The organism is Streptomyces sp. NPDC058274, from assembly GCF_042881375.1.
Classification (GTDB): domain Bacteria; phylum Actinomycetota; class Actinomycetes; order Streptomycetales; family Streptomycetaceae; genus Streptomyces.
Map to the genome: position 1 here is coordinate 281,027 of NZ_JBHVXW010000004.1, position 13,106 is coordinate 294,132.

A 13,106-nucleotide genomic window follows, 5' to 3' on the forward strand; every position below is an offset into this window, starting at 1 on the left:
GACGACAGGGTCTCGCAGGAAAGCCTTACGCGGCGGTGCTGCCGGCCGAGGAGGAGCCGCTCGACGACCCACTGGACGAGCCGCTCGACGACGACTTCGAGTCCGACGAGGACGTCGACTTCGAGTCGGACGACGAACCCGACGTCTTCGTGGACGAGGCCGGGCTGGCGCTCGACGACGAACCGCGGCTGTCATTGCGGTAGAAGCCGGAGCCCTTGAAGACAATGCCGACCGCAGAGAACACCTTCTTCAGGCGTCCCTCACAGCTGGGGCACTCGGTCAGAGCGTCATCCGTGAACTTCTGCACCGCCTCGAGGCCCTCGCCACACTCGGTGCACTGGTACTGGTACGTCGGCACTTGTCTTCCTCCTGGCACTCTCACTCAGTGAGTGCTAACGACGGTCCATAGTGACGTATTCCTCGGGATCAGTCCACCGTCACCGGCATGCGGTGACCGACGCCACGTGCCACCGTGCGGGTGCGCGAGCGCGGCGCGAGGTGTGAACGCAGGGCCACGAGGGTCACCAGAGCCAGTGCCGTGCCGGCCAGCGGCACCAGGAATCCGGCGCCGTCCCAGAGGCGGTCCTCCAGCTGTCCGGCGACCGTGACGGCCGCCGCCTGGCCGAGCGCGACCGCACCGGTCAGCCAGGTGAAGGCCTCGGTCCTGGCGTTCGCCGGCACCAGGCTCTCGACGAGCGTGTAGCCGGTGATCAGGGCGGGCGCGATGCACATGCCGACCAGCAGGCCGATGCCGGCGAGCACGACCACCGAGTGGGCGGCCCACAGCCCCGAGGCGGTCAGCGCGAGCGCCGCGTACCCGAGGACGAGGCGCCGCTGCGGAGCCACCTTCCAGGCGACGGCGCCGCAGACGATGCCGGAGAGCATGTTGCCCGCGGCGAAGATCCCGTAGAGGACGCCGTTCAGGCCGGGCTCGCCGATCGACTCGCTGAACGCGGCGAGTGAGACCTGCATGCCGCCGAAGACGGAGCCGATGCCCAGGAAGGCCACGATCAGCACGCGCACCCCGGGGACGCTCAGCGCGGAAACGCGCTCCACGCGTGCGTGCCCCGTGCCGGAGGGGGCGACGGCGGGCTGCGTGCTCTTCTGCGCCGCGAACAGCAGCCCGCCGATCAGGGTCAGCGCGGACTCGGTCAGCAGGCCCGCTGCCGGGTCCAGGGCGGTGCACAGGGCGGTCGCCACCAGCGGGCCGAATACGAAGGTCAGCTCGTCTGTGACGGACTCGAAGGCGGCCGCGGTGGTCATCAGGGGCGAGTCCTGGAGCTTCACGCCCCAGCGGGCGCGCACCATGGGACCGATCTGCGGCACCGAGGCGCCGGTCGGGACGGCCGCCACGAAAAGGGCCCACAAGGGGGCGCCGGTCAGCGCGAGCGCCGTCAGGGAGAGGCCGGCCAGGGTGTGCACGAGGACACCGGGCAGCAGGACGGCGCGCTGTCCGTAGCGGTCGGCGAGTCGTCCGCTGTAGGGCGCGAACAGCGCCATGGAGACACCGGTGGCGGCCGCGACGGCGCCCGCGGCCCCGTACGAGCCGGTGGTGTGCTGGACGAGGAGCACGATGGAGATGGTGAGCATCGCGAACGGCTGTCGCGCGGCGAAGCCGGGGAGCAGGAACGTCCAGGCGCCGCGGGTGCGCAGCAGCTGTCCGTATCCCGGGCGGGAGGTGACCGTGGATGCCACGGCCCGTGCCTTTCTGCCGCCTGGTAGCGCGCCCGTGCGGGGGTGCCGAGAGCTGTCCTCTTGCGCGGAACTGCGGTAGATACCGGCGCCCACTGCGGGAGGGCGTCCCGGCCGCCATACGGTCGCGCCAGCTCTGCGTCAGGCAGAGTTGGTTCGATCAAGCAGAGTTGGTTCGATCAAAGTATGCCTTCATCGTACAGGGGTGAAGGCATAGGACGCCTGTGAAAACGAGCACCGTGGCGCTGCTCGCCTGCGAATGCATATCGTCCCTTAATGTCGCGTTTGGTGTTCCGTCCCGTTGGCCGCCGTGCCCAGCCAGCCGGCCAGCTTGCCGCCCTGACCCACCGCGCGCAGCCGCTGTTCGGCCGCGTCCCGGACCGGGTCGGTGGCGACGACGAGCAGCTCGTCCCCGAGCCGCAGCACGGTCGTGGGCAGCGGCACGAAGGACGTGCCCTCGCGCACCACGAGCGTCACGGCGGCCCCGGGAGGCAGCCTCAGCTCGTTGATCTCGACGCCATGCATCCGCGACCCCTTGGGGATCGCCACGGACAGCAGATGCCCGCGCAGCCGCTCCAGGGGCGCCGATTCGATCCCCAGGTCGGCGGGCCCCGCGGAGGCCCCCAGTCGCAGCTTGCGGGCCAGCCAGGGGAGTGTGGGCCCCTGGATGAGTGTGTAGACGACGACCAGGACGAAGACGATGTTGAAGATCCGGCGGCTCTCCTGGATGCCGCTCACCATCGGGATGGTCGCCAGGATGATGGGCACGGCGCCGCGCAGCCCGGCCCAGGACATCAGCGTCTGCTCCTGCCAGGGCAGCCGGAACGGCATCAGGCTGAGGACGACGCTCAGCGGCCGCGCCACCATGGTCAGCACCAGGCCTATGACCAGCGCGGGCCAGATGTCGTCGCCCATCTCGTGCGGCGTCACCAGCAGGCCGAGCAGTACGAACATGCCGATCTGGGCGATCCAGCCGAGGCCCTCCGCGAAGCCGCGCGTGGCGGGCCAGTGCGGCAGCTTGGCGTTGCCGAGCAGCATGGACGCGAGATAGACGGCGAGGAAGCCGCTGCCGTGGGCGAGCGCCCCGGCCGCGTACGCCGTGACCGCGATGGCCATGACCGCGATCGGGTAGAGGCCCGAGGCCGGCAGCGCCACATGCCGCAGTCCCCATGAGCCGAGCCACCCCACCGCGAGGCCGATGGCGGCGCCGATGGCCAGCTCCAGGGCTATTTCGCCGAGCAGCGCGTACCAGTGCTCCACCGGGCCCGCCGTGGAGAACGCGACGACCAGGATGACCACCGGAGCGTCGTTGAAGCCCGACTCGGCCTCCAGGACACCCGTCACGCGCGCGGGGAGGGGAATTCTGCGCAGTACGGAGAAGACCGCCGCCGCGTCCGTCGAGGACACCACCGCCCCGATGATGAGCGCCTGCCGCCATTCCAGCCCGATCAGATAGTGGGCGGCCGTGGCCGTCACTCCGACGCTCACCGCGACGCCGACGAGCGCCAGTGAGGTGGCGGCCGGCAGGGCCGGTCTGATCTCTTTCCACTTCGTGGCGAGGCCGCCCTCGGCCAGGATCACGACCAGGGCCGCGTACCCGATGACCTGGGTCAACTCGGCGCTGTTGAAGTGGATGTCGCCGATTCCGTCCTGGCCCATGGCGACGCCGATGCCCAGGTAGACGAGCAGGCTGGGGAGCCCGCTGCGCGACGAGATGCGAACCGCTGCCACCGCGATGAGCAGGACGAGCGAGCAGACGAGCAGGAGCTGGTTGAGGTGGTGGACAGTCAGCGGCCGTTCCCTTCCTTAGCTCACGCGTTTCAGGCGCGAGCTCACGTACTACGAACTCAAGTACTTCGTTACCTTACCTAACTCTTGACGATTTCTTGACACTTCCAGGTGCAAGATCGAACGCCCGTACTGCTGGGTTGCCGACTCCGCGTCAAGGCGCGGTTGGCCCTGCGCCTATGGTTGCTCCAGCGCTCAGTCAAATGCACAGCCCCGCCTGCCGCTCGCGTTAGGACAGCAAGGACAGCGATGCCCCCCAACACCACCGCCTCTTCCGGCCAAAAGCCCGGCAAGTCCGGCAGGAAGAAGGGGCGCAGAGCCCGTCTGCTCGTGATCGTTCTGGTTCTGGCCCTCGTCGGAGGCGTCGCCTACGGCGCGTACTGGAGCATCAGCACCGTCCGTGCCTCCTTCCCGCAGACGAAGGGCTCGATCCAGCTCGACGGTCTGTCAGGACCCGTCGACGTCAAGCGTGACAGCTACGGGATCCCGCAGATCTACGCCTCCTCGGACGAGGACCTGTTCATGGCGCAGGGCTTCGTACAGGCGCAGGACCGGTTCTACGAGATGGACGTCCGCCGTCACATGACCTCGGGCCGGCTGTCCGAGATGTTCGGCAAGGGCCAGGTCAAGGACGACGAATTCCTGCGCACCCTGGGCTGGGACCGGGTGGCGCAGAAGGAGTACGACACCAAGCTGTCCCCCGCCACGAAGAAGTACCTCCAGGCGTACGCCAAGGGGGTCAATGCCTACCTGAAGGGCAAGGACGGGGCGGACATCTCCCTGGAGTACGCCGCCCTCGGCTTCAGGAACGACTACAAGCCCCAGGAGTGGACCCCGGTCGACTCGGTGGCCTGGCTCAAGGCGATGGCCTGGGACCTGCGCGGCAACATGCAGGAGGAGATCGACCGCTCCCTGATGACCAGCCGCCTGGGCCCGAAGCAGATCGCCGACCTGTACCCGGAGTACCCGTACAGCCGGAACAAGACGATCGTCCAGGAGGGTCAGTACGACAGCGCCACCGGGTCGTACGCCCAGGGCGGCAGCACCGCCGGCGGCGGCTCCACGGGGTCCACGGCGGGCACCGGGCTTGCGGGGAACACCACGGCTCCGAACGGCCTGCAGAGCCAGCTGTCGGGCCTCTACGACGTCCTGGACGACGTCCCGACGGCCGTCGGTGTGAACGGCAACGGCATCGGCTCCAACTCCTGGGTGGTCTCCGGGGACCACACCATCACCGGCAAGCCACTGCTGGCCAACGACCCGCACCTGTCGGCGTCGCTGCCGTCGGTCTGGTACCAGATGGGGCTGCACTGCCGCAGCGTCAGCGACAAGTGCCAGTACGACGTGTCCGGTTACACCTTCGCGGGGATGCCCGGTGTGGTCATCGGCCACAACCAGGACATCGCCTGGGGCATGACCAACTCGGGGGTCGACGTCACGGACCTCTACCTGGAGAAGCTCACCGGCGACGGCTACCAGTACGACGACAAGGTGCTGCCCTTCACGACCCGCAAGGAAAAGATCAACATCGCGGGTGCCAAGAGCAAGACGATCATCGTCCGGGAGACCAACAACGGACCCCTGCTGTCCGACCGCGACGACGAACTGGTCAAGGTCGGCAAGAAGGCCACCGTCGACAGCGCGGCGCCCGACCGCGGGGACGGCTACGGCATCTCGCTGCGCTGGACCGCGCTGCAGCCGGGCAACTCCATGGACGCCGTCTTCGAGCTGGACAAGGCGAGCAACTGGACCGAGTTCCGCAAGGCCTCCCAGTCCTTCGACGTGCCCTCGCAGAACCTGGTCTACGCCGACACCGAGGGCCACATCGGCTACCAGCTGCCCGGCAAGATCCCCACGCGCGGCAAGGGCGACGGCTCGCTCCCGTCGCCCGGCTGGGACTCCAAGTACCGCTGGACCGGCTACATCCCCCAGTCCGCGCTGCCCTACGAGTACGACCCCGAGCGCGGCTACATCGTGACGGCCAACCAGGCCGTCGTCGACAAGGACAAGTACCCCTACACGCTGACCACGGACTGGGGTTACGGCACGCGCAGCCAGCGCATCACCGACCTCATCAAGACGAAGATCGACGGCGGCGGCAAGATCTCCACCGACGACATGCGCCAGATGCAGCTCGACAACAGCAGTGAGATCGCCAAGCTGCTGGTGCCCAAGCTGCTCAAGATCGACGTCGCCGACAAGAACGTGCGCGAGGCGCAGAAGCTCCTCGAGGGCTGGGACTACACCCAGGACGCCGATTCCGCGGCGGCCGCGTACTTCAACGCGACCTGGCGCAACATCCTCAAGCTCGCCTTCGGCAACAAGCTGCCCAAGGAACTGCGGGTCAAGGGGCAGTGCCTGTACGTCGAACCGGTCAACACCACCGGCCCCGTGGACGACGACCAGAAGGTGCGCGAGTGCGGCCAGCGTGACGCGGACCAGGCGCAACCGGACGGCGGCGACCGCTGGTTCGAGGTGGTCCGCAAGATCGTCGACGACGAGAAGAACGACTGGTGGAAGGCGCCCAAGACGCGCACCGACACCGAGGTCACCAACCGCGACCAGCTGTTCGCCCGCGCCATGAAGGACGCCCGCTGGGAGCTGACCGCCAAGCTCGGCAAGGACATCGACACCTGGAGCTGGGGCCGGCTGCACCGCCTGTTCCTGAAGAACCAGACGCTGGGCACCGACGGTCCCGCCGTCGTGAAGTACATGCTCAACCGCGGGCCCTGGAAGCTCAGCGGCGGCGAGGCGACGGTCAACGCGACCGGCTGGAACGCGGCGGGCGGCTACGGAGTCGTCTGGGTCCCGTCGATGCGCATGGTGGTCAACCTCGGGGACTTCGACAAGTCCAAGTGGATCAACCTCTCCGGTGCCTCGGGGCACGCCTACAGCGCCCACTACACCGACCAGACGGACAAGTGGGTCAAGGGTGAGCTGCTGTCCTGGTCCTTCTCCGAGAAGGCCGTGGACGGGGACACCAGGGACACGTTGCTGCTGAAGCCGTGACGCCGGGCGGATCGTGAAAAGGGCCCTCCACGCGTGCGTGGAGGGCCCTTTTCGTCCGTGTGCAGAAGGGGTGACGCCGGCCACGGTGGGGGCCGGCGCGAGGACGGTCAGCGGAAGCGCCGTACTCCCGCAGGGGTCACCGCCGCGTGCACCGGCCGGTCGTGCGCCTCGGCGGGAACCCGCTCGACGACCTCCGTGTCGTACAGCAGCACCACCAGCGCGGGACCGGCCCCCGCACGCTCCAGACGCGCCAGTACGCGGTCGTACGAGCCCCCGCCGCGCCCCAGGCGCATCCCGCGCGCATCCACCGCGAGGCCGGGCAGCAGGACCGCGTCGGCCTCCTGGACGGCCGCCGGCCCGAGCCGCTCGCCCGTCGGCTCCAAGAGGGCCATCTTCCCGCCGTGTTGGACACGAACGAGCGCGTCCTGCCCGGCGTACGCCCCCCAGTCCAGGTCGTTGTCCGCCATCAAGGCCGGCAGGAGCACGCGCACCCCGCGCGCGTGGAGCGCGTCCAGGAGCGCGAGGGTGCCCGGCTCACTCCCCACGGACACGTACGCCGCCACCGTGCGCGCGTGCGCCAGTTCCGGCAGCTCCAGGGCCCGGTCGGCGAGAGCCCCGGCTGTTTCCCGCACGTCATCAGCCGTCAACCGGCTTCTCACCGAGAGGATCTCTCGTCGCAACATTCCCTTGGCAGGCTCAGCCTCGCGTCCCAGGTGACTCACAGGTCGTTCCGGTACCTTTCGTAATGCGCTCATATGAGAATGAATTAACCGGAGCCTCAGTTTCCGCACATAGCCACCGGATATGGTTGCGGACATGACTGAGTCACACCCCAGGATCAGCAAGGCTGTCATCCCCGCAGCAGGCCTCGGCACCCGGTTCCTGCCGGCCACCAAAGCCACTCCCAAGGAGATGCTGCCGGTCGTCGACAAGCCGGCGATCCAGTACGTGGTCGAAGAGGCCGTGTCCGCGGGGCTCGACGACGTCCTCATGATCACGGGCCGCAACAAGCGCCCCCTGGAGGACCACTTCGACCGCAACTACGAGTTGGAGTCGGCCCTCCAGAAGAAGGGCGACGCCGGGCGGCTCGCCAAGGTCCAGGAGTCCAGCGACCTCGCAACCATGCACTACGTGCGCCAGGGTGACCCCAAGGGTCTCGGCCACGCCGTCCTGTGCGCGGCCCCGCACGTCGGCCACGAGCCGTTCGCCGTCCTGCTGGGCGACGACCTGATCGACCCGCGCGACCCGCTGCTCGCGCGCATGGTCCAGGTCCAGGAGCAGCACGGCGGCAGCGTCATCGCGCTCATGGAGGTGGCGCCCGAGCAGATCCACCTCTACGGCTGCGCGGCCGTCGAGACCACCGGCGAGGACGACCTCGTGAAGGTGACCGGCCTGGTCGAGAAGCCGGACCCGGCGGACGCCCCCAGCAACTACGCGATCATCGGCCGCTACGTCCTCGACCCGCACATCTTCGACATACTGCGCAAGACGGAGCCCGGCCGCGGCGGCGAGATCCAGCTCACCGACGCCCTCCAGCAGCTCGCCACCGACGAGAAGGTCGGCGGCCCGGTGCACGGCGTGGTCTTCACGGGCCGCCGCTATGACACCGGGGACCGCGGCGACTATCTGCGTGCCATTGTCAGACTCGCGTGCGAACGTGAAGACCTGGGCCCGGACTTCCGGACCTGGCTTCGCAGTTACGTAGCCGAGGAGATGTAGCAATTTGAGCAGCGCCGCGACCCACGTCACCGGCCAGGACCACCTCTGGTCGGTGACCGAACACCTGGAGGACATCCTCGCGACCGTCCGCCCCCTCGAACCCATCGAGCTGCAACTCCTCGACGCCCAGGGCTGCGTCCTGGTCGAGGACGTCACGGTGCCGGTCTCCCTGCCGCCGTTCGACAACAGCTCGATGGACGGGTACGCGGTCCGGGTCGCCGATGTCGCGGGCGCGAGCGAGGAGTACCCGGCCGTCCTGACGGTCGTCGGCGACGTGGCGGCGGGCCAGGCCGAGCAGCCGTACGTGGGTCCCGGTGAGGCCGCCCGCATCATGACCGGCGCGCCGCTGCCTCCCGGCGCCGAGGCGGTCGTCCCCGTGGAGTGGACCGACGGCGGCCTCGGGGAGGGCGCCGTCTCCGGGATGCGCGCCCACAGCACGGCCCCCGAAGGCGCCTCCGGCCAGGTGCACGTCCACCGTCCCGCGGAGGCACGCGCGCACGTACGCGCGAAGGGCAGCGACGTGAAGGCCGGCGACCGGGCGCTGGAGGCCGGCACGATCCTCGGCCCGCCGCAGATCGGCCTGCTCGCCGCGATCGGCCGCGGCACGGTCCGCGTGCGCCCGCGCCCGCGCGTGGTCGTGATGTCCACCGGCAGCGAGCTGGTCCAGCCCGGCGAGGCGCTGGGCAGCGGCCAGATCTACGACTCCAACAGCTTCGCCCTGTGCGCGGCCGCCCGCGACGCCGGGGCGATCGCCTATCGCGTGGGCGCGGTCGCCGACGACGCCGAGACCCTCCGCTCCACCATCGAGGACCAGCTCATCCGGGCGGACCTCCTGGTCACCACCGGCGGGGTCAGCGTCGGCGCGTACGACGTCGTCAAGGAGGCGCTGTCCTCCGTGGGCGACGAGGACGAGGCGGGCAGCGGCATCGACTTCCGCAAGCTCGCCATGCAGCCCGGAAAGCCCCAGGGCTTCGGCTCCATCGGCCCCGAGCACACGCCCCTGCTGGCGCTGCCGGGCAACCCCGTGTCGTCGTACGTCTCCTTCGAACTGTTCGTCCGCCCCGCGATCCGCACGCTGATGGGCCTCAAGGACGTCCACCGGCCCACGACCAGGGCGACGCTCGGCGTCGACAAGGCGCTGACCTCGCCCGCGGGCCGCCGGCAGTTCCTGCGGGGGACGTACGCGGAGGGGAAGGCGACACCCGTCGGCGGCGCCGGCTCCCATCTGATCGCGGCGCTCGCGCATGCCGACGCCCTGATCGTGATCCCCGAGGACGACACCTCGGTCGAGCCCGGTGCCGAGGTCGAGGTGGTCCTGCTCGGCTGAGCGGCCGGTCCGGGGAGAGCCTGCTCGGGCTGAGCCGCCCGCCCCGGGAGCGCCTGCTCGGCCGAGCCGCCGGTCCCGGGAGGGTCCTGCCCGGCCGAGCCGCCGGTCCCGGGAGGGTCCTGCTCCGCTGAGAGGTCCGAGTTGGCGGTACCGTGTCGCGCACAACAGGCCACGCGCCGCACCGCGACGGGCCCTGACCGGGAGCGCCACAGCAGATGACCGTATCTTCCCGGGGGGACACCCCCGGACCCCCTGAGCAGGACCGACTGACGCACATCGACGAGGCCGGCGCAGCCCGCATGGTCGATGTCTCCGGGAAGGACGTGACCGCGCGCACCGCCAGCGCCAGCGGCCGGGTGCTGGTCTCGCCCCGGGTGGTCGAGCTGCTGCGCGGCGAGGGGGTCCCCAAGGGTGACGCCCTGGCCACCGCGCGGATCGCAGGCATCATGGGCGCCAAGCGGACCCCGGATCTGATCCCGCTGTGCCACCCGTTGTCGGTGTCGGGTGTCAAGCTGGACCTGTCGGTCGCGGACGACGCCGTCGAGATCCTCGCCACCGTGAAGACCACGGACCGTACGGGGGTCGAGATGGAGGCCCTCACCGCGGTCAGCGTGGCGGCGCTCACCGTGATCGACATGGTCAAGGCGGTCGACAAGGGGGCGGTCATCACGGACGTACGCGTGGAGGAGAAGACGGGCGGAAAGTCGGGCCACTGGAGCAGGGCATGACCGCACAGCCGTACCGCGCGCTCGTCGTCACCGCCTCCAACCGAGCCGCCGCCGGGGTCTACGAGGACAAGGGCGGCCCTCTGATCGCCCAAGGGCTCACCTCGTACGGCTTCGAGGTGGACGGTCCGCAGGTCGTGCCGGACGGGGATCCCGTCGAGGCCGCGCTGCGGGCCGGCGTCGCGGCCGGGTACGACGTCATCGTGACCACCGGCGGCACGGGCATCTCGCCCACCGACCGGACCCCCGAGGCCACCCGGCGCGTGCTCGACCACGAGGTGCCGGGCATTCCCGAGTCCATCAGGGCCTTCGGGAGGGAGAAGGTGCCGACGGCAGCTCTGTCGCGCGGGCTCGCCGGGGTCGCGGGAGGGACGCTGATCGTCAATCTGCCGGGCTCCACGGGCGGAGTGAAGGACGGTCTCGCGGTCCTGGAGCCCCTGCTCGTCCACGCCGTCGACCAGATCCGCGGCGGCGACCACCCCAGATCCGGCGGCAGTGGGGGTGCGAGCTGAACAGCCCATCCTGGCCCGTCGAGCTGGTGGAAGGCGATGTCGTCCTCCGGCCGATAAAGGCGCGCGACCAGCGGGCGTGGCGCGAGGTCAACCGGCGCAACCGCGACTGGCTGCGGCCGTGGGAGGCGACGATTCCGCCGCCCACCCCCGCCGGTCCGATCGCGCACCGGCCGACCTACCGGCAGATGGTCCGGCACTTGCGCGCGGAGGCCAACGCCGGCCGGATGCTGCCCTTCGTCATCGAGTACCAGGGGCGGCTGGTCGGGCAATTGACGGTCGCGGGCATCACCTGGGGCTCGATGTGCTCCGGGCATGTCGGTTACTGGGTCGACGAGTCGGTCGCCGGGCGAGGCGTGATGCCGACCTCAGTCGCACTCGTGGTCGACCACTGCTTCCGCACCGTGGGTCTGCACCGCATCGAAGTCTGCATTCGCCCCGAGAACGGGCCGAGCCGCAGAGTCGTGGAGAAACTCGGATTCCGCGAGGAAGGCCTTCGGCCGCGTTATCTCCACATCGACGGAGCCTGGCGCGACCATCTCGTCTTCGCGCTCACCGCGGAAGAGGTGCCGGAGGGACTGCTCGCCCGCTGGCAGCGCAGACGCTCGCAGGGGCCCCGGCAGAACACTCCGGGGGACTCCTCCCCGAACGCTCCGCGGAACTCCGCGTAAGCCGTCCGGATACGTCGGCAGCCGGAGACAAATGAAATAGGTGTTCGAAATTGATCGGTGGGCGATCGTCTCGGGGCGTTAAATTCGCGCTCCCGGCGGCCTGCTGATCGCATCGGTCACAAAAAAAGCTCGAAATATCAGCCAGATCGTGCGACACACCGGCTCAATTGGCAGATGGCCTCACGCAAACCCCTCTACCGTGTGAGGCGTGAGCAGCAGCGGCCTCATCTACGCAGTCATCGTCGGGGCCTGGGCCGCCTACTTGGTGCCGATGTGGCTCCGTAGGCAGGACGAGCTGAACGAAGCCCGTCCGACGGAACGCTTCAGCACCGCCATCCGGCTGCTGTCCGGACGGGCGGGGATGGAGCGCCGGTACGCCAAGGACCTGCAGGCGCGCTCCACCGACGAGGCGGAGCCCAGCGCCGAACCGGACGGCGTCACCGACTCGGTGGACGTCCGGGCCTTCGCCGTGCCGCCGGCCGAGTCGCACGCGCCGGCGCAGAAGCGGGCGCAGGCACAGGCCCAGCAACGACAGCAGGTGCAAGCGCAGGTTCCGGTGGAACCCGCCGCTCAGCGGGAGGAGGCGCCGCAGTCGTACGGGAGACCCGCTTCCCGGGCGACGGAGCGGCCCGCGTCCCGGGCGGCCGACCGACACGCCTCGCGCGCGGACGATCATCACGGTGCCCGGGGAGCCGATCAGTCCGGTTCCAGGACGGCCGACAGGTCCGTACCGCGGCAGGCCGGCAAGTCCGCCAAGCCGTCCAACTCGTCGTCCGCACCGTCTGCTTCGGTGCACGCCGGGGCTTCGGCGCACGCCGGGGGTTCGCCCAAGCCGGCGGCCAAGGGTGTGCCGGCGGCGCGGCGGGCGTCCTCGGCGGAGGCCGCCGCGCGCGCCCGGCGCACGAAGGTGCTCGCGCGCCGGCGGCGTACGACCGTGATGCTCTTCATGGCCTTCACGCTCGGCGCGATCGTCGCGGCGGTCGGCGGGCTCGCGTTCCTGTGGGCGCCGGCGGCTCCCGCGGTGCTGCTGAGCACATACATCGCCTATCTGCGCGTCCAGGAGCGCCGGCGCTTCACGTACACGATGGACCGGCAGCGGGCCGAGGCGGCGGCGCAGCGGTTGCGCGAGCGGCAGCCCCGGCGGCGGCCGGCCGTGGACCCGGGCACCGACGAGCCGGACGACCTGCCCGAGCCGGAGGCCGACCCCGGTCTGTCGGCGCTCGCGGCCGACCGGCGCGCCCTGGTCGAGCAGACCGATCACGCCGAGTGGGTCGACCAGCAGCGTGAGCGGCAGCGGCGGCCCGGGCGCGGAGACAGCTGGGATCCGGTCCCGGTACCGCTGCCGACGTACGTGACCGCGCCTGTCGCGCCGCGGGCGACGTCCAGTGTCGATCTCGGTGCGCCCGACGCGTGGAGTTCGGCGCGGTCCAGTGCCGCCGAGCCGAGTGCCCCCGAGGCGGAGGCCGTTGCGGAGGACGGTGCGGACGGCGCGGAAGCGGCGGACGACGACGGCCGATGTGACGCGCGTCGCGCCGCGTCCGCCCGGCGTGCGCGCGAGCGCGGGCGCACGCCCCTCTTCGACCAGTACGAGGACGGGGACCGGCCGCGGGCGGCCAACGAGTAGCGGTCCCCGCGGGTCCCGGACCCTCGGTCGAGGCGACGGTCG

Annotated in this window: 11 protein-coding genes; 7 read left to right on the forward strand and 4 right to left on the reverse strand. The window is 70.3% G+C overall.

Annotation, left to right across the window (positions count from 1 at the left end; all coding sequences use genetic code 11):
- Positions 1-25: 25 nt before the first annotated feature.
- The 3 genes from ACFVYF_RS11135 to ACFVYF_RS11145 form a co-directional block, all read right to left on the reverse strand.
- Complete coding sequence (locus ACFVYF_RS11135) at positions 26-358, reverse strand: FmdB family zinc ribbon protein (protein ID WP_389454237.1); 333 nt, start codon at positions 356-358, stop codon at positions 26-28.
- 68 nt (positions 359-426) lie between these two features.
- Positions 427-1,695 carry an MFS transporter gene (locus tag ACFVYF_RS11140; protein ID WP_389454240.1) on the reverse strand — a complete coding sequence of 423 codons (1,269 nt, stop codon included), beginning with the start codon at positions 1,693-1,695 and terminating at the stop codon, positions 427-429.
- A gap of 270 nt (positions 1,696-1,965) precedes the next feature.
- Positions 1,966-3,483: a potassium/proton antiporter gene (locus ACFVYF_RS11145; RefSeq protein ID WP_389454711.1), complete on the reverse strand. Its 1,518-nt coding sequence runs from the start codon at positions 3,481-3,483 to the stop codon at positions 1,966-1,968.
- A 246-nt stretch (positions 3,484-3,729) separates the two neighbouring features.
- Between ACFVYF_RS11145 and ACFVYF_RS11150 the strand changes: the two genes are divergently transcribed.
- The gene (locus tag ACFVYF_RS11150; protein ID WP_389454243.1) at positions 3,730-6,489 is read left to right on the forward strand and encodes a penicillin acylase family protein; all 2,760 of its coding nucleotides are present in this window, start codon (positions 3,730-3,732) and stop codon (positions 6,487-6,489) included.
- Between the two features lie 107 nt (positions 6,490-6,596).
- On the opposite strand, the gene ACFVYF_RS11155 is transcribed toward ACFVYF_RS11150, so the two are convergent.
- Positions 6,597-7,172, reverse strand: a complete 576-nt coding sequence (locus tag ACFVYF_RS11155; protein WP_389454246.1) for a 5-formyltetrahydrofolate cyclo-ligase — start codon at positions 7,170-7,172, stop codon at positions 6,597-6,599.
- 133 nt (positions 7,173-7,305) lie between these two features.
- On the opposite strand from ACFVYF_RS11155, the gene galU reads away from it, so the two are divergent.
- The 6 genes from galU to glpR all read left to right on the forward strand — a co-directional run bounded on the left by galU (position 7,306) and on the right by glpR (position 13,064).
- Positions 7,306-8,208 carry a UTP--glucose-1-phosphate uridylyltransferase GalU gene (galU, locus tag ACFVYF_RS11160; RefSeq protein ID WP_389454249.1) on the forward strand — a complete coding sequence of 301 codons (903 nt, stop codon included), beginning with the start codon at positions 7,306-7,308 and terminating at the stop codon, positions 8,206-8,208.
- 4 nt (positions 8,209-8,212) lie between these two features.
- Positions 8,213-9,535, forward strand: coding sequence for a gephyrin-like molybdotransferase Glp (gene glp / locus ACFVYF_RS11165; protein WP_389454251.1), 1,323 nt, complete (start codon positions 8,213-8,215; stop codon positions 9,533-9,535).
- Between the two features lie 215 nt (positions 9,536-9,750).
- Entirely contained in the window at positions 9,751-10,263 is a 513-nt protein-coding gene (gene moaC, locus ACFVYF_RS11170) for a cyclic pyranopterin monophosphate synthase MoaC (RefSeq protein WP_389454254.1), read from the forward strand.
- Positions 10,260-10,772, forward strand: coding sequence for a molybdenum cofactor biosynthesis protein B (locus ACFVYF_RS11175; RefSeq protein WP_389454257.1), 513 nt, complete (start codon positions 10,260-10,262; stop codon positions 10,770-10,772). The genes moaC and ACFVYF_RS11175 overlap by 4 nt, the downstream gene beginning before the upstream one ends.
- Positions 10,769-11,440 (forward strand): GNAT family N-acetyltransferase, encoded by a 672-nt coding sequence (locus ACFVYF_RS11180; protein WP_389454713.1) that lies wholly within the window; start codon positions 10,769-10,771, stop codon positions 11,438-11,440. Before ACFVYF_RS11175 ends, ACFVYF_RS11180 begins: the two co-directional genes overlap by 4 nt.
- A gap of 208 nt (positions 11,441-11,648) precedes the next feature.
- Positions 11,649-13,064 carry a gephyrin-like molybdotransferase receptor GlpR gene (gene glpR / locus ACFVYF_RS11185; RefSeq protein ID WP_389454260.1) on the forward strand — a complete coding sequence of 472 codons (1,416 nt, stop codon included), beginning with the start codon at positions 11,649-11,651 and terminating at the stop codon, positions 13,062-13,064.
- The last annotated feature ends 42 nt before the right edge of the window (positions 13,065-13,106 follow it).